Here is a 25,594-nt window from a genome sequence, read left to right on the forward strand (position 1 = left end):
TATTACTTCTTAAATTCTGTGTTTATCAAACCATACACATACATATCTTTACATTCCCCAGTAACATTATGACATTCAAACTGTCTTAAATATCCTTCTTCTTTAAAGTTAAACTTTTTTAAGATCTCTTTCGAAGCTATATTTTCTTCACATACAAAGGCTTGAATTCTTGTTAAACCTAATCTTTCAAAACCTAATGATAGTATTCGTCCTATTGCTTCTGACATAATTCCTTGACGCCAATAATTTTCTGATAATTCATATCCAATCTCAGCTCTTTTACCTTCAAATTCACTTAAGAAAATAGTTCCTATAATTTTATCTGTTAATTTATCAGCTATTGCAAAACGAATAATCCATCCACTAATATATCCTTTATTCCATATGTCTATAACTTTATAGCTTTTCTCTGATGTCTCAGGTCCATTCCAATCAAGATACCTATATACGTTTTCATTTGAATAATATTTTAATAATTCATCAGCATCTTCTTTTTTTAACTGCCTTAATCTAATTCTTTCAGTTTCTATTACTGGAAACTCTTTTAATATTTTTGTGAAATTCATTTTATTCTCCTAACCATATATAAAATTAATTATTTAAATTTAAACTATATAATAATTCATCATCAATAATTTTACCTGTATCCTTAAATCCAAAAGTTTCGTAAATATGTTTACCTATTTCATTTTCAGGATCAAAAGATAAAAATATTTCATTGCAACCTTTAAACCTTTTCATTTCTTCAATAATTCTCGCTAATGCTGCTTTTCCATATCCTTTTCCTTGATACTTATAATCTATCATAAGTCTACATATCTCATAAAAGTTATCTTCATGACAATATCCATACATTGTAAATCCAATCATCTTATCTTCATCATATATTGCTTTAGTAATCCAACCTTTTTCTACTTTTGATTGAGCTAGTGACAAAGCATTTGATGCCACAAACTCTTCACAAAGAGAATGCTTGTTTTCTTTATCGGTAGTCAAAAATATGCACTGAATCCAATTTTCTTTATTAATATCTTTAAATTGTATATTCATATTTTACTTCCTTTCAAATATATCTCGTGTATATAACTGGCAAGATACGTATTTATAATATTTTATACATAGACTATATATAAACAATGTAGTCTACAATTAACTTGTTTTATGATTATAATTAGTAAACAATTTAAGAATATTGTGTTTGTTAAAATTAATGCAGATTATGATTATTTTATTGGCTTATACCTGTCACCATATTTTTCTTTTGCCTTTCCTGTATATTTTAAAATAAAATCAGATTTTGCGTTTGTATAGCCATCTCGGTCATGCTCATATTTCTCTATCAGCCCTAATTTAAGTTTACCATATTTATCAGCAACTTCTTTATGCTCTACAAGGTAATCTCTAAAATATAATTCATTCCAATTGCCGTAGTAACGAATATGCAAATGATATACTTTTTCAGCAAATCCTTTTTTTGTATACCCTTTACAGAATGATAGTTGGCTGTAGGGATTTTTTTGAGAGGACATCAATCCCCAACCGTTTTGCGTTAGAATACTTGTCAACTGTTCAATGTCTGTTTTATTATCTATTTCTAATAAAATATCTACTGTTGGTTTAGTGATCAAACCTTCAACTACACTGCTTCCTATGTGATTAATTCGCTTAATATTTTTTATATCAATATAATTTAAAAGTTCTTGTTTTTCAATTTCATACCAGTCTTTATAGTGAACATTATGTTCTTTTAAGATGATAGGAAATAATTGCCACAACTCTTCCAGTGTCATTTCTGACAGTTCCTTTCCCATATATACCTCCATTATAAATAATATTTTACTTAGTTTGCATTATTGTATTTATTAACTTATATCAAAATAATCATTTTCTAATATTGCATACCAATATTCATCTATCCAACTTCCATTATGAAAATTACCTTTCCTAAAGACAGCTTCCCTTTTCATATTTAATTTCTCTAATAAATTAGAGCATTGATTATTTCCCATCACAGTAGTAGAAAAAATCCTGTGTAGCTTCAAGGTTTCGAATCCATATTTTATTAAAGCTTGTCCTATTTCTATGGCATATCCTTTCCCCTGATAATTTTTATTAATTATCCACCCAAGTTCATATACATTATCATATCCATAAGGATGATATATAACATGTCCTATGACTTTGTTTGTTGAATTTTCTACTAATGCATATACCCTTGGATTTTCACAAGAAATTTTATTAATAAATTCTTCAGTTTCTTCATATGTAAATGGATCTTCAATATATTTCATTACATCCTTATCACTTAAATATTCATATACATCTTTGCAATCACCTTTATAAAACCTACGCACTGTTAGCCTTTCAGTGTGAATTTGTTCAATCATAGTTTTACCACAACCCCATATACATTATTTTGAATTTAATGTTATAATTAGTATATAGCTAAAGCATAATTCAGTAAATACTTTTTAAATTTGAAAATTAATTTTGAAGGCATATTCTATATGAAAAATAAAAAGACTTAAAGAAATCAATAAATACTATTGTCTCTTTAAGTCTTTTTTATTTGTTACCACATCTATATTATTAATTTTGATTAATTTCTATATTTCCTGATCTAGTCTCTACATTTATTTTCTTATATGGTTCGTTTCCTATCTTAGCTGTTGCTTCATTTCCCTTTTTATTTTTATAGTTTACATCAAAATCTGTATCTATATTTCCTGAGGTACATTGTCCATAAAACTCAAAGCTTATATCTTTTGGAAGATTTAACTTTATATTTCCTGAACTTGCATTTGCCTTTAATTCTTCCCCTACTTCTCTGTAACCTATCTTTATATTACCTGAGCTTGCATATACTTCACCTGAACCTGAAAGTGTTTTTATATCTACGTTTCCAGAAGATGTTTTTATTTTATATAATTTAGTTATTAGTGTTTGTGCTTTTATATTACCTGAACTAGCTTCTAAATTAACTTCATTAGCAGTTATACTTTCTTTACTATTGAAATTACCTGAACTTTGCGCTAAGTTTACCTTATCTAAATTCATGACATCTTTTACGTCTATATTACCTGATCTAGTCTTTACTTCTAAATTCTTATTATATTTCTTTGGTATAAAAAGCTCTATTTCATTGTTAAAACTTCCAAAGTTAAATATACCAAATTCATGTTTTGATTTACCTTCTTCGATTGCAATAGTATTATCATATTTTGAAAAAGAAAACTTTTCTTCCTCTTTTAATGTACTACTAGATTTTTGAACAACCCTAAGATTTTCATCATCTGTGGATGATATCACCACATCATAACTAGAAAAATCTAAAGTAATATTTTCACATTTATCAAGTGATATATTATCTTCCTTTTGCACAGTAGTTTTAGTATTTCTTAAATTAAATACCAAGAAGTTTCCACTCTCTTCATTATCATTTACAATTGCATATATAAGAAAGATTGTAAGTGATATTGCAATAATTCCCCATATTGCAATGCTTATTTTCTTTAATTTTTTATCCATAATATTACTCCTTCATCTGGAAAATCAAAGTAATTATTTTCTCTATTGCAGCTGATATAATAAATATAATCCATGAATATCTCCAACTATTAAATCCAAAACTTATAAGAAGGTATATAGCTACAGTAATTGTCCACATTATAGATTTTATCGATGTCATGATTTTCTGTTTCTCTGTATTTGTAGATTTCCATTCTTTAAAATCTTCTACTAAAGTATCATCTGATTTTACATATTTAGTATGAGATTTAGAATTATATATTATAAGCCCCGTTGCTATAGCAACCATTGTAAGCATAACGCATACCGATATCTCTCCTGAAATATGGAAAACTTCAGTAAACAGTATTAGAATTACAACACTCATTATATATAAACCTACTGAAACAGATAAAATCAAAGCAGATTTTTGTTTATCTTTTTTCATTTCTTCATAGTTAAAGACATCATTTTTTCTAAGTGCACTTATAAGTTCATCTACATCTCCAACCCCTGCAATAGCCTTTTTAATAGCTTCTTCTTCACTTTTTCCTTCAGATATTAAATCATTATATCTATCTATAAGATTTGCTAGAACCTCTTCTTTAAGTTCATTTGCTCTAGCCGTCCTTGGTGCATCTTTAAAAAGCTCATCTACCTCTTTACGTAATTTTTCATACATTTTTAACTCACCTCATTAATTAATTTGTCTATTAATTCTTTTGCTTCATTCCAATCAACCTTGTTTTGTTCTAATGCCAAAAGTCCCAATTTCGTTATAGAATAGTATCTCCTTCTAGCTCCAGTTGTTTCATCCCCCCAATATGAAGTTATCATAGAAGCCTGCTCAAGCCTTCTAAATGCTGAATATAAAGTAGCTTCCTTCAATTCATATTTATTGTCTGTCTTCTTTTGTATTGCTTTGTTAATTTCATAGCCATAACTATCTTTTTCAGATAAATTTGCTAAAATTATAGTTTCTGTATGACCTCTTATTATGTCCGAAGTTATAGACATTTTACCACTTCCTAATTATATTTCTTTATTTCCCTATTTATGTATATATTACTCTATATATACCTCGCCTGTCAATGTATATTTTTTAAAAATGTATCTTTAAGAGAGAAGTATATTTTTTATCTAATGACTACCCCCTAGATGAACTTACTTTCAACATTATTTGTGAAATTATTCAAGCTGAAATAATAATCAAATAAAAAATACTTAATACATGACCTTATTAGTTAAATAAGATTATAGTATTAAGTATTTTACCTTTTCATTTTATTCTAAATAGTTTACCTTTTTACCTATTTTTATGGCATAGTCTATTTCGCTTTTTGTACTTTTCCCTATATATCCACCTTTATTAATTACAAATATTTCATCAGCCATATCAATTTTTCTCTTATGCATATCATCAAGCATTATTTTTATATCAGTAGTAATAATATTTTCATAATCACCATCAGCATGTCCAAATAATCCTACTGAAATCACTATGTTTCCTTTTAGTGTTAATTCCTTTTGTACTTGTAAAAACTCTGTCTTAAACTTTGTACTTCCACAAAGAGTTATTACTTTATATTTTTCCACCATTACTAACTCCTTTTTTCTCTATTATTTAAATAGTATTATTACATTCTAAAATGAAATCACCAAATTGTTCCATCTATATTGTTGCCCAATTTTTGTAATCGTTTATTGTTTTGTGATAATAATTTATCTGCCATTTTAGATATAATAGTTTTTTAAATTTATAGCTCTAACAACTCATTTAATGACCTAATTATAGGATATTTGCTATTAAGGTCTTTTCTATTATACCTATCAATTAATATTGGAACCATTCCAAATTCCTCTGCTGCTATAAGATTTGATTCACCGTCATCTACAAATATCACCTCTTCAGGCTTAACATTTAACTCTTCAACAGCTATTTTAAACAAAGTCTTTTCGGCTTTATACGAACCATAAATAGATGACATTATAAAGGTTGAAAAATATTGTTTTAACCCCTTATTGATAAATACTCTTTCTAATGATGGCCATGTATCTGAAACTACGCCTAATAAATATTTTTCTTTTAAATTGATTAAAGCTGGTTCCACATCATCAAAGAACAAAAATTTTTCATCATTATATACATTGTCCCTTGCTAAAAGCTCAATAATCTCTTTATTAATATTAGGATAATTGAGCTCTTTTAATACAATTTCATAAAACTCTTTAAACATAGAGAATTCATGCTCTTCAGTTTCAACTAATAGAATTTTATTAATATGATCGTAAGCTTTTCTCATTGCCTCATACATCTCTTCTTCAGTGCAATGAAATTGTGAATTTTTAATAATATTCAAAAAATTAGGTGTAATAAACCAATGTCCTGTTCTCGGTACGTTTAGAGTACGACCTGAATCAAATAAAATTGCCTTTATGCCATTAATATTCATTATATTTCCCCCTTAGTTACTAACCTTATTACACTTATTGTAATTCATTTTTTTCATACAATTGTGTAAATTAACTACCACTACAAGCTCTACCTATAATTTTAATACAAATTCATTTCTTTCTAAAATTAGAGTATTACAGGCACACTGTATAAAAGGGCCTAAATTTTTAAGCCATTTTTTATTTTCATATGATTTGGCAAGTATAGGTGACTGCCGTATTTCTACTGCCTTCTGTAGAGTGTCACTCCAACCATAATTACAGTTATCTATTATCCATTTTGCAGAATTCGTCTTTCCATTAATTTCTAATGTTTTAAGCCAATAAATTGATTGGCTTATTAAAAATAACCAATCTACAGAATGAATATCTTCATTAGCAACTTGTGCATATTTTATAATTGTTTCTATCATGGAATCTACCTGAGACAACATTTCTTCATCTCTTGGATATGGTAATTCTTTTCTTAAATCTTTTCCATAAATTAAATACCCTTTATTTATCAGCCCTCTTAATGAAAATCCAGATAATCCATACTTTTTATTCAACCTATCTTTTGATGTACCCCAATATATTACATTGGATTCTATATCATTTTTAATTGAATGTTGAGAAATTATTTCTCCTTCTAATACAGAAAAACAAGGATGCTTTGAGGCCTTTAGCTCAGTTCTCCATGATGAAAATTTTTGAAATTCCTCTTCACTTATTATTTTATTAATGATAATAAAAAAGTCCAAATCACTATATCCACTATGAAAATCATCATAAACCGCTGAACCAAAACAATAAGCAGATAATATACTATTGTTTAAAATCATATTTGATTTATTTACAAATTCTTTAAGTGATTTTATTATTAGATCATCCATTACTCAACCTCCCTAAACCTCATCACTCTTTACTTAGTTATGTTATATACCAAGGCAAATAAATCTAATTAAATCCACTATTTAACTTTTTATAATTTCATTTACTATAGGAATTTTTTGTTCAATTCTCAATTTACTTTGCGAAATATAATTTTCCATCCATTGATTCATATTAGAAAAATCAACACTACGTTGCAATCCTATATAAACAATAAGCTCTCTTAGTTGAAGAAAAATAGGTATTTGTTTTAACCAATATTCATCTATATAATTTTCTTTATAGTAACCCTTCATGAAATTTTCCATAAAACCATATGTTTGAGCTTGTCTCTCTTCTATGCTATCATCTAAAAATACATAAATAATATAAAATAATTGAATAGCTATATCTTCTACAAACCAACTATATTGGCACTCATCAAAATCAAAAATATTAATTACTTTGTCACTTAACAGAAAATTTCCAACATTAATGTCTCCATGTATAAGTCCAAATGAATCTGACTCTTTATTGAGCTGATTAATTCTATTTACTATAGACTCATAACTTTCATACACCTTATGCTGGTCATCAGGAATATATTTCTTTATATTTTTCAAATAGTAATTTTCTCTCCATTCATGTCTTTGAATTTCTTTTGATGATGGTCTATATTTCTTAGATAAGAAATGTATTTTTCCTGTTGCTCTACCACATTCCTCAAATAATTCGTCATTACTAAGACATTCAGGATATCCAATCTTCTTGCCCTCAGCTTTTTCAAAAGAAGTAGCAATAAAATAGGAATCATCTATATCAATTTTCTCTGTTAATTTGCCATGTATGGAATAGACAGGCCTTGAAGCTGATACTCCATTATTAACTAAATATAAGATCCAATCCAGTTCACCCTTCACAAGGTCCTCTTTTCGGTGTGAGCTATGAGTTAACCTTAAAATATATGATTTGTTTTGTCTTTTATATTCATAAACATAATTTTGGAAACTTCCAAGTAAATTTAGTGTAGAAGTATCTATACCAAATCTACTTGCAGATTCTTCTAAAATTTGTTCATTAAATAAGTTCTTTACTTCCTTCTCCAAATTCTCCACTTCCTTATTAAAATAATCAGGTTTTTAACACTAAAATTTTCAGCAAAATTTTTAAACTCTAATCCTTTTTTACAATGAATTTATCTAAAAATTCTGATATATAGCAACTTAAAATAACTAATAAGATATCACTTACAATCCTTATAATAGACCCAATTAAAGTCCCTTTAAAAATAAATGGTATAAAGATAATAAAAACCGTCCAATTAACACCAAATATTATAATTCCAAATTTTGTTGCACTCAAAAAGGCTGATGATGATTTAGTTACTTTACCTAATAACAGATAAGTTACTCCTATACAAGCACCCATTAATAAAGTCCAAATAAAAGTAAAGTATGGGCTTGACTGATAACCAGATTTTATAATATTTGTAAAATAGCAAAGGTAACGTCCAACTAAAAATACAGTAGAAAAAATAAATATAGATAAAAACCTTCTATTACTACTAACTGTATTTTCAATGTTATTTTCTTTAGTTGTGAATTTCCCCAATAATAATCCCATTAATAAAATAGGTATAGCGTCACAAATACCAGTGAAAAACTCATTTATTAAAAGATTACCTGAAAGAGAAACTCCTTCTATCATACCTCCTAACCAAAGAATACTAATTGAAATACCATAACGTAAACCCTTTATGCTACCTACTCCTGGAAGCCTATCTTCAAACCTATAAAAAATAAAAGCAATACTACCAAAAGCAATTAAATACCATAATATTAGTGTTAATGACAATCCTAAAAACTCAACAAAAAAACTCCAGTTTGCTACTTTGGGAGTAGTGCTATAATTTGATGCCATTACATGCAAGGTCATAGAAAGTATAATACTAAAAAAAACTATAAATATATATTTAACCTTTTGATTACACTTCATTACCAAAATCCCCCCATTAATACACAGCATGTCGATACGTAATACAATTGAAAGAACGAACTTCTAAAACAATTTTTTTATGTGGATATAGGTTTTTACACTGATTCTTTACTATTTTCATTAATGTCTTTCCTAGTCCTTGTCCACATAGACATGTTTTTAGTCCAATCCCAATAAGAATATACTCATCTTTATTCATTAATCTCATATATCCACATAAGCAATTACAATCATCAACTACAGAATAAAATTCATTTTTTCTCTTTTGTTCTATTGTAATACTCCTTTTTTCATTAGATATTTGTTCCCATGATGGGTAATTGTATATACAATATTCCCCTTTATATCCCCAGTTACAAATTTCTTTTGCATGTGCTTCTGTAAGCTCTTTTACACTTAAATTCATTGATACACCTCTACAATATACTTCTCTTAATTTTTTTATAACTTTAGATATTTTATCTTAGTTTCAACGGTGTATTTTACAAAGAACAAATCAAACCATACCACATTATACCATTTTCCATTTTCATACTTCAAGTTTCCATGTCTATAAAAATCATTAAACACCTTTTTTATTTAATGTTTATTAATCTCTTTAGTATACCAACTTTCATATATTATAATATATTTAATATAAGGTAACACTTAAACTAAAGAAAAAATATAGAATATAACTTTCTATAGGGGTTGAAAATTATAATATTGATAATAAAAATGTGACAGCAGCAATATTTTTACTTGACCAAAAAATTGATGCATTAGAATTTTTACAAAGAATAAAAGCAATAGCTTTATTTTTCCAAGCATTAAGTGATACGGAGATGAAAGCTATAAAACATTGGATTAAAAATACAACACGAGAACAATTAGCAGATTCAGCTATTAAAATATTAGATGCTAAAAAGGAGGTAGCAACTGTTGTTAAAACAATAACAAAATGAAGAAAAATTAAAAGCTAAATATAAAACTGCTGGTGGTCATATAAGATATATAGAAAAACCTATAAAAGAATTATCAATGAAAGGAGATGAGAATAGTGAAAATAACAATGAAAGCAATATTAATAAATGAAACAGAAGAGCAAAAACAAATTATTAACAGTATGATGTTAGTATTTTGCACTGCTATAAGGTTTTCTTTTAAAAGACTATTAGAAAATAAAAGAAATGCTTTATTAAGTAAATTAGATAAAAGACAAAGAAAGGCTAATTATTTTAAAAAATTCATTGATACAAATACTGTTCCACCAGTAACTTTCGGTACAAAAGAAATGTTTATTAGAAGGTGTAAAGGCTTAATATCTAAAGAAGAATGGACTGATTGTAGAAATAATAGATTTTATAGCCGTGGAGATAAGAGTAAAAATGGCAATCCAAACTTAAGAGTTATTATTAAAAATGAAATTAGTTATTTGGAAATATCTACGTTTGAAAAAACATCAACTAATAGAGCAATTAAAATACAAGTTCCAATATATTTGCCACAAAAATTATCTAAGAAAACTGGTAAAGTGAATGGAATAAATTACAAAGAAATATTTTTAAGTCATTTAGCTAGTGGTGAAACTTATCAAGTGAAAATATTGAAAAGAAATAATAAATATTATTGTCATATCACTTTTGAAATGCTTAAAAAAGAAATTATTTATACATGGCATAATGGGATTATAGGAATAGACACCAATCCAGATGGTTTTGCTTTAACTATGATAGATAACAAAGGTAATTACAAATGGCATACTTATTTAAAACAGCATGAATTGTCATATGCTAGAGCAAATAGACGTGAAAACCTATGCGGTGAATTAGCAAAACAAGTTATATTAATAGCCAAAATTTATAACTGTGGAATTGCTATAGAGGATTTAAAATTCAAAAATGACAAAGATATTCATGGTAAATTTGCTAGAATAAAATATCAATTTATATATTGTAAATTATTAACTATGCTTGAAAGTGCTTGTATTAGAGAAGGAATAGAGATAATAAAAGTTAAACCTCAATTTACAAGCAAAATAGGATTATATAAATATTGTCATCAATATGGAATGGTAGTTCATAATGGTGCTAGTATGGTTATAGCAAGAAGAAGCTATAATTTTAAAGAAAGAGTACCTAAGATTTTAAAAGATAAATTAGTAAAAGATTTAGATAGATTTAATAAGAAAAATGAATGGTCAAAATGGAATGAAATAAATAAAAATCTAAAAAGAAAGGTAGGTGAAAGACCTGATTTATGGTTAGTAAATAGGAAGAAAATACTTGGAGTAGTAAGTTAATAATAACTTTAATATAGATTTTAACTGCCAAAGTACACCTAGTAGGAAAGGCTTTGGTAGATTACAAATATTAGGGGCTGAGTAACACTCGCAATTCTGTTGTACTTTATAAGAGGATAAAATTATAAAGGCTAATATGGAATTTTAGTATTATGGTACTAACCTAAGTAGTTGAATCCTGTGATACTACCGCTTTATATAGTTAATAAAGTGAAAAATCATACAGAATAGTTAATGTTGCTATTTGTCATGATTTTAGAAATCAGGATGTGGAGCTAATGATTGCTAGTAATGCTTTTATATTAGATGAAATGAAAGAAAAAGCTAGAAAAGACGGTATTGGCCAAGGTCTTAAAGAAGTCATTGAAAAAGGTATTGAGCAAGGTCTTGAAAAAGGCATTGAGCAAGGTTCTCACCCAAGGTAAAAATTTAGGTAAAGCAGAATTACTTATAAAGCAATTAAGAAAGAAATTTAAGTCTTTACCTAAAGACTATGAAGATAAAATAATAACATTACCAGAAAATATACTAGAAATAATTGCTGAAGAAATATTTGGTATGGATAATGTAGAAGATTTAGAAAAGTATTTCAAATAAAATATACTATCTTACAACAAGAACAGTCCATATATTTTGTATGCCAAAGTATGTGGACTGTTCTTTAATTAATAATCATATATCTTCATTCTAAATTTAAAATACAGTTTTTCTAAATTCACTTTGCCTTTTAATATGACTACTTTCAACTTTTTTTAATACTCAATATGTGTTGGTTCGTATAATAAAAATGCACATTGAAACTTTACAATACTTGTACATATGTGTGCTCTGCAAAACAGGCAATATCAACAAAATTATTTCTTTCATATAATTTTTTAGCACCAACATTTGATTTTGCAACTCGAAGCCTTATATTTTTAATTGATTTGTTTAAGTTCATATTTCTAATACAGTGTGCTAATATATAACTTCCATATCCTTTATTTTGAAATATCGGCTTCACAACAATATCAGTAATGTAGTTCTGTTCAAAAATATATGCACCTACCAATTCATTGTTTAGCCAAAATGAACGTACTTGACTAAATTTATTCAATTCATTAAGTTCTTGATGAAATTTCTCTTCATTTACAGCATGGCTATTTATTTTCCAACCGTTATCTATATTTAACTGATAGTATGAACTATCAAATAAATCAACAAATTCTTTTGACATACTGCTTTCAAAGCCTTTATCAGTCAAGTTATAATTATTTAATTGTGGCAGTTCTTCACCAATATATTCAAGGTGGTATCCTTCCATATCTGCTTTAAAACCTAATTTTCTTACTAAATTAATTATTTTTAGATTATTTCCATATACGTTAAAACATATTTCTTTTGACTTTATTTTAGAAACATATTCTTTAGTTTTATTATTTATTACTTCTAAAATTTGTTCCACATTATTTTCGTTAAGAAAAGAAGCATAAAAAATGCAACAATCATCATTGTTAACTATTATAAATACTCCCTTATTTTGCTCTGTTGATATGGAGTATAACACCTCAACTTTATTATTTTCAAATGCTTTGTCTACATAATCTTTTGCGTGAGGAGATATATTTTCTATTAACATTAATATTTCTTTATTATACATTCTATCAATCCTTTCATATCATCTCTGATTATTTATGATAGTTCCCTTATCTTATGATGAATGCCTCCATCTAAATAACAATGTTTACATGATTGGTTACATCCGTGTGTTATTTCGAAGTATAACGTCCTAATTTTTAAATTCATCCTCTCCTCCTTTTGGATATTTTTTATTACATTAATTATATTTATTTATCCCATACATCTTTTGTTATCTCCAAATATATATCATTTTGCTCAAGAAATTCAGGTCTTGGTTTACTTATAAAACCAAGTTTTTTATAAAGTTTCCACGCTTTTTTGTTTTCTGGATTAGGTTCAACATAAGCCTTAGTTGCTAAATTATTTTCAAACACTTTATTAATTGCATAACTTAACGCATACTCAGCAATGCCTTTCCCCTGTGCTATAGGAAGTAGTTTTATGTCAAGTGTGGCTAAATCATGTTCAAAATCAATAGAGTAATATGTTTCACCGCAATAACCAGTATTCTCAGCATAAATACTATAATGGCGACAACTTTCATTTTTATTAAATCGATTTAACCATTGTTTCAGTTGTTCAATGGTAACATTAAAACCCTTAGGAAAACCAACATAAAACATTACCTCACCATTATTCCAGAGATTTATTATATTCAACAAGTCATTTTCATCCGTTGCTTTAATTGTTATTTTACCTTTATACATAATATGTCTCCTATTTTTTATAAAGACTAAAGTTTAATTTCTAAATGGACACAGTAAATATTACCCCTTCATATTCCCCCTGTTAGTTGTTGAAAATCCTATTTACTCATTTTAAATAATATTTCATTATTTTGTTTTGATATTTTTTATGTTCCTCTTATATTTTTGTTATGCTTCCAATATATCCTCTTGAGCCATCACTTGCTGTTGAAATAAATAATAATTTAGGATTTGGAACTTGTGAAAAATGAGCAATAACTTTGTCAATTTCTATAGTTTTATTTAATCTTAATTCACTCCCCCTCTTCTTACTAGGTGAGGGACATATGTTTTTTATTTTAAATGCTTAAATCTATTCCAAAATACTTCTTTATTCAATTTAAAAGTTAAATTATCATACATATTTCCTCTAACTTCTCTAAAATTAATTTCTCTGTCTACCAATTCAAATCCACACTTTTCAGCAAGGTTTATCATCCTATCGTTTCCCGACCATGTTTGTGTGTATATATCTAACATATATTCAGATTTTAGCAAATAGGATATAAATAGTGAAACTGCTAATTCACCTAATTTTTTACCTCTGAATTTATTATTTATAATATCAATTCCTATTGCAAACTTTTCTTTATCTCCATCAATATAATATGATGAAACCCATCCCATATGAATTCCATTTACATTACATATTTCTAAACGTTTACGAATTATAGGTAATTCTCTATTTAATCTTTGAGATAACTGTTTTTTTAATTCTTCTATATTTTCATTTTCTTCTTTTTCCCACGGAGCATCCCAATCTTGCCATTCAATCTCAGTCGTATTCCAAGCTATATAATCATCAATATCTTCACTAATCATATCTCTCAAAAGTATATCTTGATTGTAAATTTTAAATACATTTTCACTAAGTTCATTTTGCATATTAATATCCCTCATTTTTCACTTATTTCAATACCCAATATAAGAATACTGTGAACCATATTTAATAAAGATAATATCCATACTCTTTATCATTTGGCCAAAATACTCGCTATGATATCTGCTAACGCCTCGTGGTTTTCAACCATTGGCATATGACAGGAATCCTCAACAAATCTGAAGTCTATTTTTGCAACAATATCATCATCAAGGCACAAATCATTAATCCTATTGTCATAGCATTTTTCACCTCTATCTCCATATATTCCGTAAACTTTAGAATTTATTTTCCTAATATAATCTGTATAATCAAAATCCTCCTGCAATGTTTTCTTTAAACTATCACTATAGTACTTTGCCTCTCCCTTTATCATGGAAATAATTTTTTCACCATATCTCTCCATGTTGGAGGGAAGCATCAAATTTCGATAAAAGTTTTTCGCAGGTTTCAAATTTGACTCTATAAAAATCACTTTATCACATTTTAACTTGAAATCTACAACTAATTCTAATCCAATAATTCCACCCATACTATGTCCGAGAATAAAATCGAACCTTTCTTCTCTATAAGTTGCATATATCCACTTAGTAATATCTGAAACGTTGTTTGCTTTTTCTGTAATATTATGCGGATATTCTACAAATGTAACATTATGTGCTGTTAATTCACTCTTCAGTGTATCCCAAACATCCAATGTACAGTTTGCACCATACAAAATCAATCCTCTCATTAGAAACTCCCTCCTCAATTCATAAATCCTCTTAACTCCGTCTTATAGTATGATCTAAATATTTTGTCCAACACCCTAAGTCTAAAACAATAACATTGTTTCCTAATGGACTTTTAATAACTGTTTCGTCATTAGGTTCAGGTAACCCAATAGTCAAATATACTTCAACTCTTTCCAATACCAATCTCCAATTTTGAAAGAGTATATCCCAAAGTTCTCTGTTAAAGGGTTGAAAATCCACCAAGCACTGCTTAACTTCATCATAAAGCCTTTGAACATTTTCTATATTGTCAGATGATGGCTTGTTAAAAATATTTTTACCTTTAAACTCACCTTGACCAACAGTCTAATAAATCCAATGGTTCTTGAACTTATCAATATTTTCCCCAGCTAAATATGAATCAATAATTTGTGTTTCCAAATTCATTTTATCACCCCAATCAATCTACTATTTTATATTCCAACGCATAATCAGGAACAACATAATCTGTACACACTCTTTTTTCATCATTTAGATACAGAATTTCTATATGTGGCCATCGCTCACTATATGGTATCTTTAAATCATCATCATATCCCCAACTATCTAAAACCCAAAATCTATGCATAATCTCTCTACCATTAGTATCAATATAAAAATCAGATACTTGTCCATCACAAGCTATTAATACTAACCGTATGGTATCAAAAGCTCTTTCACCTATAACAACTTTATATCTACCAACAATATCATAAGTGCCAGGTGTTATTTGTTTGGTTCATTTTCTTTTCAAACAACACTATATTCACAGAACCAACCATATATTCTTTTAAAATAGTATATCCCACTTTTTTATAAAAATAATGATTTCTCTTTTTATCCGCAGGTGTTTCCAAAGTCCAAATAGTTGCACTTGGAAATTCACTTTCAACAAACTTAATGGCTTCTTGTCCTATTCCTTTATTCTCATAATCTGGTATCACACAAATACCACCAAGATAATAAGTGCTATCATGATTATCTCTAACAATAATGTTACCTACTATTTGATTATTACAGATTATTTTATATGTTATCCTATTTAAAACAATACGGGTCATACTTTCTTTAGAATGATTATACCCAGGACATTGGCCATATTTAACGTAATCTACATAAAAACTTTGATTTTGTACATCAATAAGCTTATCAACATCATCAACTGTTGCCCTTGCAAATTCAATTTTCACCATACAACATCCTTTCACCGTATTATTCATTTTCCAACGTAGCATCCCAATCTTGCTATTGAACCTCAATTGTATTCCAAGATATATAACCATCAATATCTTCATATATCTTGATTGTAAATTTTAAATACATCTGCACTAAGTTCATTTTGCATATTAATATGCCCCACTCTCCACTTCTTTCAATATACAATATAGAAAGAATACTAATTTTTTTATCTACAGATTATGTTCATAATCTATATTTTCCATTAAAAAATAATGCCAAATTTCTTGAGCCTTTCATAGCCTTTATGTCATCCTTAGATGGAATATTATTAGTATTATGGCTATAAACAATAGGTGCAATATCTCTGGAGTTCATATGGTGTAAAATTGTGCATGCTGTCTTATAAGCATTTTTAGTACTTCCATCTCCACCACCTACTAATATAACTCCACCTTTTTTTTCATTCCTAATAGGCATCTCATTCCTAAAAAATCTTGCACAAAAATAAGTTTGCAGTCTACTTGTAACTGCCAACAACTGCCCTGTCAGTTCAGAAAAATAAAGCGGAGATGCAATTAAAATATTATCGCATTCTTGGATATAGTTATAAACCATCTGCATTTCATCATTTACACAACACCCATCATTCTCCCAGCAATATCTACAATCAATACAAGGCTTGATGTTGCATTCATAGGCGTCTATTATTTTATATTCACCCTCTAAGTGATTAATAAATTCATTTACTAAAGCCATAGTATCACCATTTTTTCTTGGCGAACCACTAAAAATAAGTGTTTTCATTAATTGTTCTCCTTCATTTAATAATTCGTAGCGTTATTTGTTTAGAAGTAAATATTTATATAATTATGAAAATTAATAATTCCTTTTTGTTTTAATACACTTTATAAATAAATATAAAACTATCTTTTTTAATAAATTAATATTGTTGTTACGTTAAATAAGAATGTATCTCTCAACTATAATATTACAGATTAGATTTATTTTACTTATAAAATCTATACTTGATATACTACTTCAAAATCTTCAAAAATCACTGGCATATCATCCCTAAACTCATACCCAAGTTCCTTTCCTTCTTCTTTGAAAAAATGCATAGTTCCTACACGCCAAGATTCCAATGTATCATCTTCACCCTCACGCTTACAAATATCATAAGTAATATCTAAAAATGGAATAACTTTTACTGCAGTCGTTTCAATAACACATCGTGGTACCCCTTCCCAATCAGTGACAATGCTTAAATCACCTAACTTAGGCACACGCTCACCTTCAATTTCATATCTCCATAGACTACTTGCTGTAGCCTTCTTTTCGCCAATTAACACCAAATTCAATAATTCATTAGCCCACTTTTCAGTTAATTCAAAATGAAATACCTCTAAATACTTTGTTGTTTTATCTCTGTTAGTTTCCCCTAAAAAATTCCCCCAAAATATATCAATTTTTTCTTGTGAATATTTTTCATTTTCCATTACTGGTACCTCCCTCAAATTTTATACTAGATATTTCATATTATATAAATAATCTTCACTGCACATAATTTTACTATTACACATTAACCTTTTATTTGTATTGCCACATAAAAATAACATGAAACTTATTTTTCAAAGAACGTTATTTTCATATTTTAAAATTCATTAGCTAATCCTTAATATATGTTATTTTGATTACAAGTTAAAAGCAATCTGTTTTTCCTTAATGCAGTACTCTTTCTTTAATATGGAAAGCATCATCATATCATGGCAACTACTTCTCCAATAACTACGTTCTCTTAAAATGCCCTCTTTAACAAAACCTAACTTTTCTAATACTCTAATTGATGCATTGTTTTTAGTATACACTGCAGCTTCAATTCTATTAACATGAAGGGTTTGAAATGCAAAATCAATTATTGCATTCAATGTTTCAGTCATAATTCCCATATTCCAATATTCAGGTGTTAAATCATATCCTAAATCTGCTCTTACTTTGGGAATTTCAATTTCACACTTACAGAATCCAATAATTTCAGGCTGATTTTTTAAAGAAATTCCCCAGAATATGGCTCGTCTTTCTTTAAATTCATTATTAAACCATTTGAGTATATCTTCTGCTTGCTTTATATTTGTAAATAGTTCAAACGTATCATGTTTTATAACTTCAGGATTACTTAAAAGTTTATATATACTTTCTGCATCTTCCTTTTTTATCTCTCTCAAATTCAACCGTTCTGTGCTAATCTCTGGAAACACATTAAATATTTCATCTTCCATAACTTTATATACCTCTACCACTTAATATAAATAAGATAAATCATTTAATTTTCTTATGATTTTTATGCCATTATCATTTTTCTTAAGGAAAGAAACTCCCCCAGATATTCCTTGAAATTCTATATTTTCTGTACTACTTATATCATTATTGAACCACATGGTAAAAAGCATACTCAATGTTCCTCCATGTGCTACAATAATTATATTTTCTTCTGGTGAATTTTCAATTTCATTTACAAAAGGCAAAAGTCTATTATACAAATCTCGTTTTGACTCTGCATCTGGTAAGCATTTAAAATCAAGTACTGAAATATCATTAGAATGTTCATTTTGGTTCTTATGTAACCATTCAATAGATTTTCCAGTTGCACTTCCTAAGTTTATTTCTCTCAATTCTTTTCTATATATAGGGGTTAACTTCAAATGCTTTGCCACAATTTCAGCGGTTTGTTTTGCTCTCAATAAATCTGAAGAATACATTGTATAGTTTTTTGTATCACTTAATTGTCTGTTTAATGCTTTACCAATAGCATCTGCTTGTTGTTTGCCTAAATCACTTAACTCCCAGTCAGTCCAAGCACCAATCATTCCATTTGTATGATGTATAGATTGTGTGTGTTGAATTGTGATAATATTTTTCATTTTTCTCCCCCTGTTATATTGATAATCTTACAAAATCATTTATTGTTTTGCACCCATATCCTAGCCTTTTTATCTATTTCTTTTATATAATTATCTTTGCCATCGCAATATCCATCAATATTATATTTAAATTTCACAGCTAACTCCTTCTTTAAATCTCCATAACATTCTGCTTCATTAGGATGAGCTATCATGTAATCTCTAAAATTTAAATGTCTTTCTATTTCAGGATTTCCTGTCTGAAAAACATGGATATGATGTGTTCTATTGTATAACCCCTTCATAAAAAATCGTCTACCCTCTATTCCAAAGCTACCTTTTGCTATATATCCTATATCCTCCATATCTTTATTGTAAATATCTACATTTTTTATATCATTTACTTCAATTAAAATATCTATTACTGGCTTTGCATAAATTCCTGGAATAGATGTACTTCCTATATGATGCATTTTAATTATTTCTTCATTCATTATATTTCTAATTTTCTCAGCCTCTTTTAAGTATTCTTCTTTCCATTTAAAATCATATGAAACTACTTCTATTGTTCTAATTTGCTTTTCTTTATTCATGTATATTTCCCCCTTTATCTGATGAATCCCACTTGTAACATCCTAATCCTCTTTCAATGTGTTTTCATATACAAATTTCATTATAAGTAATTCAATTCTCTTAATATCTGTTCTTCATTCTGTATTATATTCTCTTTGAAAACTATGCTATCCGCATTACTACCATACCATTCAAAAGCCTTTTTTAACCCTATTTCAAAATCAGTCTCAATATTATAAAGTTTATTTATTTTTGATACATAAAGTACATTATCATAGTTATATTCCACTACTATAGGTTTTTAACCATTATCAAACATGGATTTTCCTTTCCCCATATTTCATTTATCTCTTCTAATGGATAGAACCCAGCATTCTTATAAAACTCTCTCGTAATTTTATAGTTTTTATCTGAATGTGATTCACCTAATGTTTTCACCATTAGAAATCTAACTTTATTTTTAATTAATTCTTTCTGTGATACCTCTAATAATTTTTTACCAATTCCTAAATTATGATTTTCTTTTAACACTCCAATAACATATATCTCTGATGTATATTCATTATTTGATTTTATACTTATAAATCCAATGGGTTTGTCCAAATGATATGCTACATAGAAATCAGTATTTCTCACCCCATTAACATATTCTACTATTGCTTCTTCAATGCCAAACCATTGAGGCAAGTTTCTTAATATTTCATCTGCAATCTTTAACTTTTCTTCATCATTTAATAGCTTTTTAAAAGCAAACATATATCTTCCACCTACTTATTAAATATAAATTAAAAATCATCTTTTCTTTGCATTTTGTATTCTACACATTAACCTATTTAATTAAGATTATTAATAAATTCAATTACATAAGGCATCTCACTATATTCAAAAAACTCTTTTTTCTTAAGCATTCTTTCTACCTCATGCAAAGATACCCATTTTATTCCACTTACTTCCTCTACCTGTAATACTGCTGATGAAAGATCAAATTCCTGTAAAACTATATAGTTATCCATAATTACCTTTTCACCAACTATTCTAGTTAATAGCTTCATATCTTTAGGCTGTATCACAATACCAATTTCTTCATATGCTTCTCTTATACATGCATCTAAACTATTTTCTCCTGTACTTACGCAACCTCCATGAACTGCCCATATATCAGGATAAGATCTCTTCAACTTAGATCTTTTCTGTATTAATATTTCAAGATTACTATTAATAATCCAAACATTTGTAGCTAATTGGTATTGACCCTTTTTTAAAGCTTCTCCTCTAAAAAACACTTCTCCAGTTTTATTACCACTAACATCATAAACATCACATAATTCAGCCATTATATCACCCTATCCTTTACATGAAATTAATCTTGCGTTTAAAGTCTTTTTACTTAATGTTTTTATATTCTTTTTTATAATTCCTATTTATATTCTTCTCAAATTTCCTCATATATATTTCTGAAAATTCCTCTGCTGATATATTAAATCTATTGAGAACATCCATAAAATACATAATTACATCTCCCAATTCCTCTATAAAATGTTCTCTTATCTCTTCTTCATCCATTATGCTTTCTTCGCCCTTTTTCTTTATGATTACAATTGCTTCTCCTATTTCTTCAATCATATAAAGTATAAATGTCTTACCATACTGTGGCTCCATAGGTGACCAAGAATCTTTATGCTTATCCCATAATTTATATGAAAGTTCTAGCATTTCTGAAACTCTTAAATCAGTTTTATTTGTGTCCATATAATAACCTCTCCTTATGTCTATCATATGAAAATAGTTCATCATCTCCTCTTTTTATTAAAGTTACACCCTAAAATATATCTTTTTTGAAATATTCTTAGAAAAATTCTTTAATTTTCTCTAGATTTATCATTTCTCTCCACTCCTTTAAACCTTAACTTGTACCAAAATCAAAAAATTATTTTCTTACAACAAAGTGATGATATCCATCTGAGCTATTTTCTCTTTCAACGGAAAACTTTACATAATTAAGCAATTCTCTAACTCTTTCAATAGTTGGATAATAATGATATCCTCCCTCATGGGCATGTTCTCCTTCTATAACTGGTAGTCCCATTTCACTACCTATTCTTAATGCCTCTTCTCGTTCTTTCTTATCAATTATTTCTACTGTAAAATATAAATATCCATCTTTTCGTAATGCTTTATAGAAATTTTTAAGAACATTAATCCAATCCTCAGGAAACACATTCTCCATTGCATCTATACACATAATTCCGTAGAATTCATCATTGTAATTCATTTCCTGAAGTCCTAACTTTTTAACATCTATATTAGGATACTTATAAATTGCACTATCTATCATTTTCTGTGACTGATCAATTCCCAAAATGTGAAAACCTTCTGATATTATTATTGACCAATACTTACCCGTTCCACATGCCGCATCTAATATTTTTGTTTTTTTAGGAAGCAATTTTAGAAAATATAATAAATTATCTTTGTGCTGCTCCTCCATTCCTCCCCATTTATCGTCATAATCAATTGCAAAAATAGCATCATATCTTTTTTCTGCCATACTTCTTTTTTCTTTTAACCACTGTTCTCTATCCATTTGTTTCCTCCTTTAATAACTTTTATTGATCTATTACCAAAATAATATTTTCAAATTTCAAATTTTCAATCTATTCATTCTATTATAAATCAAAATATAGAATACCTTCCCTCATTATTGGCATTGATTTTATAATTTCTCCATTAATATTAAATACAGTAGCTCCACCATAACACTTGTAAAAATGATTTTTAGAACCTATATAATTAGTCATAAATGTAGTTTTACCAATATGCTTTATCCTCTCACTATATTCCTTTATCTCATTTTTCCATTGAAGATTCTTATCAATACTATTATTATCAAATGATATAGCAACTGGATATAATAAATAGTCAAATTTAACCTTTTCTAACCCACTTCGTATTTTTTCATAAAATAAATCTCCGCATATCAATGATGAAAATACTCCAATATCAGTATTAAATAATTTATAATTTTGTCCACATTTACATATATTTCTATTATTATCCCATAAGCTAATTCTTCTATATTTGCTTTGCAATACACCATTTTCATTTATAAAAAACAAACTATCATAAAATATCTTGTCCTTATTTTCTAATACTCCTATTGCAATATTAATTTTATACAACTTTGCAAGTCTACATAAACTTTTTATAAATACATCATTTTCTGTATTTGAGTCATTATAATAGGTACTATCGTTATATTCTTGACCTATTCCATTTACAGTACATTCAGGAAATAATATAAGTTTTGCTTTTTTCTTATATGCCTTTCTTACAAATGAAAGTATTTTTCTTTTATTTCTATGTATATCATTTGTTATTTTAGGAACTATTAATGCTATTTTATACATATCTACACACCTACTTTATAATATAAAGAATTTAAAAATGCCCTTGATTTTGCACATTTCATGTATAATAATAAAATTATAACATTTTTTCCATTGAATAGTGAATTGTTTTGTAATATACTGCACTTATCAAATTTTTATTTAGGAGAATTTCATATGAATACTTTTGAAATTATAAATGGATCTTATGGTATTGGAGATAAATTAATGTGTAGAGCTTTAGATTGGCTTGATTTTAATAACTGTAAATCCAAAATTATAGGAGTTGCTGAAGGTAATGACAGTGTAATTAAATTTTATGAAAAATATGGTTTTTACACTAAAACAATTATTTTACAGCAACTTAAAGATTAAATTAATAGAGTATTATGTTTTTAAAATCTGTATATCATAAAAAGCTTAGAAGGAATATATTACCATATGCCTTCTAAGCTTTTTATCAACTTATCATTCTTAAAAATTTGTCACGCCCTAATATTCCTACTACTTAACTCTTGTTCATTATACAATAAATTCCTTATAGGTTTTCATCCATATCCTTTATTAAATTTACCATTTCTATAGCTGTAACTGCTGAATCATATCCTTTATTTCCTGCCTTTGTTCCTGCTCTTTCAATTGCTTGCTCAATTGTATCTGTAGTTAAGATTCCAAAAACTACAGGTTTTTCTGAATTTAATCCAACTGTTGCAATTCCCTTTGAAGCCTCTGCACAAACATAATCAAAATGTGGAGTTGATCCTTTAATAACTGCTCCTAAACATATAACTCCATCATACTTATTGCTATTAGCCATTTTTTTAGCTATTAATGGAATTTCAAATGCTCCTGGTACATAAGCAACATGAATATTTTCTTTTTCTACCCCATGTCTTTTTAATCCATCTAATGCTCCACCTAATAACTTGGACACTATAAACTCATTGAACCTTCCAACAACAATACCAATCTTTATTCCCTCTGCCACTAAATTTCCTTCAAATGTTTTCATATTAAAAACCTCCAATTATATTTATATATTTTTTATAAAAATTGTAATAATAATTCTATTCGCCTTAACGCTCCACTTTTAACTTATCACTAAATAATGCTTGCCACTTATATGATCTTACAAAATATTAAATCCGACACTCTTAATTTATCACTTATAAGACTTGTAACTTTCTTAACCATTTATCATTAAAAGCTAGTAATTTCTAACTCATTTGCCCAGACTTGTCATTAAATAGAGCTTGTCACTATTTATAAAATATGTCCCATTCTTTCTTGTTTTGTTTTTAGGTAAAATTCATTATTCTTATTAGAATTTATTTGTAATGGAACTCTTTCTACAACCTTAATGTTATATCCTGATAATCCCTTTATTTTTCTAGGATTGTTAGTCATAAGCCTAAGATTCTTAGCTCCTAAATCTTCAAGTATTTGAGCTCCTATTCCATAATCTCTTAAATCTGCTGGAAACCCTAATTTAATATTTGCCTCTACTGTATCAAAACCTTCATCTTGTAGTGCATAAGCTTTCAATTTATTTATAAGTCCTATGCCTCTTCCTTCCTGCCTCATATATAAAAGTATTCCACAGCCTTCTTCACTTATTTTTCTCATAGCTGCATCATACTGTTCTCCACAATCACATCTTCTTGATCCTAGAGCATCTCCTGTTAAACATTCAGAGTGTACCCTAGTTAATACTGGCTTGTCTCCTTCTACATCTCCCATAACCAACGCTACATGATGCTCTCCATTTAATTTATTTATATAGCCATATATTTTAAAATCTCCATATTTTGTTGGCATATTTGTTACTACAGCTCTCTCAACAAGCTTTTCAGTTTTTCTTCTATAGGAAACTAAATTAGCTATAGTTATAATTTTCAAGTTATGTTTTTTTGCAAATTCTATTAATTCTGGAGTTCTTGCCATGTTTCCGTTATCACTCATTATTTCGCATATTACACCTGCTGGTTTTAACCCTGCTAATGCACTTAAATCAACTGCTGCTTCAGTATGTCCCATTCTTTTTAGAACTCCACCTTCTTTAGCCATTAATGGAAAAACGTGACCCGGCCTTCTAAAATCTTTTTCCTTAGAATTTTCATCTAACACCTTTTGTATTGTTAATGCTCTTTCATAAGCTGATATTCCTGTTGATGTTTCAAAATAATCTATTGATACTGTAAAAGCTGTCTCATGATTATCTGTATTATTTTCAACCATTTGATGAATCTTTAACTCTTTAAGTCTGTCCGCTTTCATTGGCATACATATAAGCCCTTTTCCATAGGTAGCCATAAAGTTGATATGCTCCATGGTAACTTTTTCAGCTGCCATCAATAAATCTCCTTCGTTTTCCCTATCCTCATCATCAATTACTACAACCATCTTTCCTTGTTTTATATCCTCTATAGCTTCCTCAATACTATTAAAGTTAAACATTTTTACACATCTCCCCAT

At 27.9% G+C, this 25,594-nt stretch carries 38 protein-coding genes; 5 read left to right on the top strand and 33 right to left on the bottom strand.

Going from position 1 to position 25,594, the window contains the following annotated elements:
- Positions 1-2: 2 nt before the first annotated feature.
- The 13 genes from BM119_RS09005 to BM119_RS09065 all read right to left on the bottom strand — a co-directional run bounded on the left by BM119_RS09005 (position 3) and on the right by BM119_RS09065 (position 9,211).
- Complete coding sequence (locus tag BM119_RS09005) at positions 3-566, bottom strand: GNAT family N-acetyltransferase (RefSeq protein WP_090040764.1); 564 nt, start codon at positions 564-566, stop codon at positions 3-5.
- 25 nt (positions 567-591) lie between these two features.
- Complete coding sequence (locus BM119_RS09010; RefSeq protein ID WP_090040767.1) at positions 592-1,050, bottom strand: GNAT family N-acetyltransferase; 459 nt, start codon at positions 1,048-1,050, stop codon at positions 592-594.
- Between the two features lie 173 nt (positions 1,051-1,223).
- Positions 1,224-1,811, bottom strand: coding sequence for a GrpB family protein (locus BM119_RS09015; protein WP_090040768.1), 588 nt, complete (start codon positions 1,809-1,811; stop codon positions 1,224-1,226).
- 51 nt (positions 1,812-1,862) lie between these two features.
- Entirely contained in the window at positions 1,863-2,387 is a 525-nt protein-coding gene (locus BM119_RS09020) for a GNAT family N-acetyltransferase (protein WP_090040770.1), read from the bottom strand.
- A gap of 202 nt (positions 2,388-2,589) precedes the next feature.
- Positions 2,590-3,528, bottom strand: a complete 939-nt coding sequence (locus BM119_RS09025; RefSeq protein ID WP_090040772.1) for a DUF4097 family beta strand repeat-containing protein — start codon at positions 3,526-3,528, stop codon at positions 2,590-2,592.
- Positions 3,529-3,532: 4 nt separating this feature from the next.
- Complete coding sequence (locus BM119_RS09030) at positions 3,533-4,189, bottom strand: permease prefix domain 1-containing protein (RefSeq protein ID WP_090040774.1); 657 nt, start codon at positions 4,187-4,189, stop codon at positions 3,533-3,535.
- 2 nt (positions 4,190-4,191) lie between these two features.
- The gene (locus tag BM119_RS09035) at positions 4,192-4,524 is read right to left on the bottom strand and encodes a PadR family transcriptional regulator (protein WP_090040776.1); all 333 of its coding nucleotides are present in this window, start codon (positions 4,522-4,524) and stop codon (positions 4,192-4,194) included.
- 267 nt (positions 4,525-4,791) lie between these two features.
- Positions 4,792-5,106, bottom strand: a complete 315-nt coding sequence (locus BM119_RS09040) for a hypothetical protein (protein WP_090040778.1) — start codon at positions 5,104-5,106, stop codon at positions 4,792-4,794.
- 158 nt (positions 5,107-5,264) lie between these two features.
- Entirely contained in the window at positions 5,265-5,960 is a 696-nt protein-coding gene (locus BM119_RS09045; RefSeq protein WP_090040780.1) for an HAD family hydrolase, read from the bottom strand.
- Positions 5,961-6,053: 93 nt separating this feature from the next.
- Positions 6,054-6,833, bottom strand: coding sequence for a nucleotidyltransferase domain-containing protein (locus tag BM119_RS09050; RefSeq protein WP_090040782.1), 780 nt, complete (start codon positions 6,831-6,833; stop codon positions 6,054-6,056).
- 81 nt (positions 6,834-6,914) lie between these two features.
- Positions 6,915-7,925 (bottom strand): phosphotransferase enzyme family protein, encoded by a 1,011-nt coding sequence (locus BM119_RS09055; RefSeq protein WP_423231003.1) that lies wholly within the window; start codon positions 7,923-7,925, stop codon positions 6,915-6,917.
- Between the two features lie 58 nt (positions 7,926-7,983).
- Positions 7,984-8,805 carry a hypothetical protein gene (locus BM119_RS09060; RefSeq protein WP_090040786.1) on the bottom strand — a complete coding sequence of 274 codons (822 nt, stop codon included), beginning with the start codon at positions 8,803-8,805 and terminating at the stop codon, positions 7,984-7,986.
- A 16-nt stretch (positions 8,806-8,821) separates the two neighbouring features.
- Positions 8,822-9,211 (bottom strand): GNAT family protein, encoded by a 390-nt coding sequence (locus BM119_RS09065; protein ID WP_090040788.1) that lies wholly within the window; start codon positions 9,209-9,211, stop codon positions 8,822-8,824.
- Between the two features lie 313 nt (positions 9,212-9,524).
- On the opposite strand from BM119_RS09065, the gene BM119_RS09070 reads away from it, so the two are divergent.
- The 4 genes from BM119_RS09070 (at position 9,525) to BM119_RS09080 (ending at position 11,683) form a co-directional block, all read left to right on the top strand.
- A complete protein-coding gene (locus tag BM119_RS09070) occupies positions 9,525-9,749 on the top strand; it encodes a hypothetical protein (RefSeq protein WP_090040790.1) in 225 nt (74 codons plus the stop codon).
- Between the two features lie 86 nt (positions 9,750-9,835).
- Complete coding sequence (locus BM119_RS09075) at positions 9,836-11,086, top strand: IS200/IS605 family accessory protein TnpB-related protein (protein ID WP_242948383.1); 1,251 nt, start codon at positions 9,836-9,838, stop codon at positions 11,084-11,086.
- Positions 11,087-11,364: 278 nt separating this feature from the next.
- Entirely contained in the window at positions 11,365-11,511 is a 147-nt protein-coding gene (locus tag BM119_RS19840; RefSeq protein ID WP_177199373.1) for a hypothetical protein, read from the top strand.
- Complete coding sequence (locus BM119_RS09080; RefSeq protein ID WP_242948384.1) at positions 11,486-11,683, top strand: DUF4351 domain-containing protein; 198 nt, start codon at positions 11,486-11,488, stop codon at positions 11,681-11,683. The genes BM119_RS19840 and BM119_RS09080 overlap by 26 nt, the downstream gene beginning before the upstream one ends.
- 205 nt (positions 11,684-11,888) lie before the next feature.
- Here the strand turns inward: BM119_RS09080 and BM119_RS09085 are convergent, their stop codons facing one another.
- From BM119_RS09085 to BM119_RS09160, 18 genes are all read right to left on the bottom strand, one after another.
- Positions 11,889-12,725 (bottom strand): GNAT family N-acetyltransferase, encoded by an 837-nt coding sequence (locus BM119_RS09085; protein ID WP_090040796.1) that lies wholly within the window; start codon positions 12,723-12,725, stop codon positions 11,889-11,891.
- 187 nt (positions 12,726-12,912) lie between these two features.
- A complete protein-coding gene (locus BM119_RS09090) occupies positions 12,913-13,413 on the bottom strand; it encodes a GNAT family N-acetyltransferase (RefSeq protein ID WP_090040800.1) in 501 nt (166 codons plus the stop codon).
- 333 nt (positions 13,414-13,746) lie between these two features.
- Positions 13,747-14,337 carry a GNAT family N-acetyltransferase gene (locus BM119_RS09095; protein WP_177199374.1) on the bottom strand — a complete coding sequence of 197 codons (591 nt, stop codon included), beginning with the start codon at positions 14,335-14,337 and terminating at the stop codon, positions 13,747-13,749.
- A gap of 89 nt (positions 14,338-14,426) precedes the next feature.
- The gene (locus tag BM119_RS09100; protein ID WP_090040805.1) at positions 14,427-15,065 is read right to left on the bottom strand and encodes an alpha/beta fold hydrolase; all 639 of its coding nucleotides are present in this window, start codon (positions 15,063-15,065) and stop codon (positions 14,427-14,429) included.
- Positions 15,066-15,096: 31 nt separating this feature from the next.
- Entirely contained in the window at positions 15,097-15,243 is a 147-nt protein-coding gene (locus BM119_RS19845) for a hypothetical protein (protein WP_177199375.1), read from the bottom strand.
- A 262-nt stretch (positions 15,244-15,505) separates the two neighbouring features.
- On the bottom strand, positions 15,506-15,673 hold the full coding sequence (locus BM119_RS19850) for a hypothetical protein (protein ID WP_177199376.1): 168 nt from the start codon (positions 15,671-15,673) through the stop codon (positions 15,506-15,508).
- Positions 15,674-15,794: 121 nt separating this feature from the next.
- The gene (locus BM119_RS09105; RefSeq protein ID WP_242948386.1) at positions 15,795-16,304 is read right to left on the bottom strand and encodes a GNAT family N-acetyltransferase; all 510 of its coding nucleotides are present in this window, start codon (positions 16,302-16,304) and stop codon (positions 15,795-15,797) included.
- Positions 16,305-16,506: 202 nt separating this feature from the next.
- Entirely contained in the window at positions 16,507-17,067 is a 561-nt protein-coding gene (locus BM119_RS09110; RefSeq protein WP_090040809.1) for a flavodoxin family protein, read from the bottom strand.
- Between the two features lie 215 nt (positions 17,068-17,282).
- Positions 17,283-17,759: an ASCH domain-containing protein gene (locus tag BM119_RS09115; RefSeq protein ID WP_090040810.1), complete on the bottom strand. Its 477-nt coding sequence runs from the start codon at positions 17,757-17,759 to the stop codon at positions 17,283-17,285.
- 195 nt (positions 17,760-17,954) lie between these two features.
- Positions 17,955-18,539, bottom strand: a complete 585-nt coding sequence (locus BM119_RS09120; protein ID WP_090040812.1) for a GNAT family N-acetyltransferase — start codon at positions 18,537-18,539, stop codon at positions 17,955-17,957.
- Between the two features lie 21 nt (positions 18,540-18,560).
- A complete protein-coding gene (locus BM119_RS09125) occupies positions 18,561-19,181 on the bottom strand; it encodes a histidine phosphatase family protein (protein ID WP_090040813.1) in 621 nt (206 codons plus the stop codon).
- Positions 19,182-19,216: 35 nt separating this feature from the next.
- Positions 19,217-19,753, bottom strand: coding sequence for a GrpB family protein (locus tag BM119_RS09130; RefSeq protein WP_090040815.1), 537 nt, complete (start codon positions 19,751-19,753; stop codon positions 19,217-19,219).
- An 80-nt stretch (positions 19,754-19,833) separates the two neighbouring features.
- On the bottom strand, positions 19,834-20,022 hold the full coding sequence (locus BM119_RS09135; RefSeq protein WP_090040817.1) for a hypothetical protein: 189 nt from the start codon (positions 20,020-20,022) through the stop codon (positions 19,834-19,836).
- A 2-nt stretch (positions 20,023-20,024) separates the two neighbouring features.
- Complete coding sequence (locus tag BM119_RS09140; RefSeq protein WP_090040819.1) at positions 20,025-20,489, bottom strand: GNAT family N-acetyltransferase; 465 nt, start codon at positions 20,487-20,489, stop codon at positions 20,025-20,027.
- A gap of 77 nt (positions 20,490-20,566) precedes the next feature.
- Positions 20,567-21,067, bottom strand: coding sequence for an NUDIX hydrolase (locus tag BM119_RS09145; RefSeq protein WP_090040821.1), 501 nt, complete (start codon positions 21,065-21,067; stop codon positions 20,567-20,569).
- Positions 21,068-21,116: 49 nt separating this feature from the next.
- A complete protein-coding gene (locus tag BM119_RS09150) occupies positions 21,117-21,482 on the bottom strand; it encodes a MazG nucleotide pyrophosphohydrolase domain-containing protein (protein ID WP_090040824.1) in 366 nt (121 codons plus the stop codon).
- Positions 21,483-21,660: 178 nt separating this feature from the next.
- The gene (locus tag BM119_RS09155; protein ID WP_090040826.1) at positions 21,661-22,317 is read right to left on the bottom strand and encodes a class I SAM-dependent methyltransferase; all 657 of its coding nucleotides are present in this window, start codon (positions 22,315-22,317) and stop codon (positions 21,661-21,663) included.
- Between the two features lie 82 nt (positions 22,318-22,399).
- A complete protein-coding gene (locus tag BM119_RS09160) occupies positions 22,400-23,140 on the bottom strand; it encodes a carbon-nitrogen hydrolase family protein (RefSeq protein ID WP_090040828.1) in 741 nt (246 codons plus the stop codon).
- 156 nt (positions 23,141-23,296) lie between these two features.
- On the opposite strand from BM119_RS09160, the gene BM119_RS09165 reads away from it, so the two are divergent.
- Positions 23,297-23,494: a GNAT family N-acetyltransferase gene (locus BM119_RS09165; protein WP_090040830.1), complete on the top strand. Its 198-nt coding sequence runs from the start codon at positions 23,297-23,299 to the stop codon at positions 23,492-23,494.
- A 163-nt stretch (positions 23,495-23,657) separates the two neighbouring features.
- Here the strand turns inward: BM119_RS09165 and ribH are convergent, their stop codons facing one another.
- Positions 23,658-24,131 (bottom strand): 6,7-dimethyl-8-ribityllumazine synthase, encoded by a 474-nt coding sequence (gene ribH, locus BM119_RS09170; protein ID WP_090040834.1) that lies wholly within the window; start codon positions 24,129-24,131, stop codon positions 23,658-23,660.
- 251 nt (positions 24,132-24,382) lie between these two features.
- Positions 24,383-25,576: a bifunctional 3,4-dihydroxy-2-butanone-4-phosphate synthase/GTP cyclohydrolase II gene (locus BM119_RS09175; RefSeq protein ID WP_090040836.1), complete on the bottom strand. Its 1,194-nt coding sequence runs from the start codon at positions 25,574-25,576 to the stop codon at positions 24,383-24,385.
- Positions 25,577-25,594 lie beyond the last annotated feature (18 nt).

This window comes from Clostridium frigidicarnis (genome assembly GCF_900111985.1).
Taxonomy (GTDB): Bacteria; Bacillota; Clostridia; order Clostridiales; family Clostridiaceae; genus Clostridium_Z; species Clostridium_Z frigidicarnis.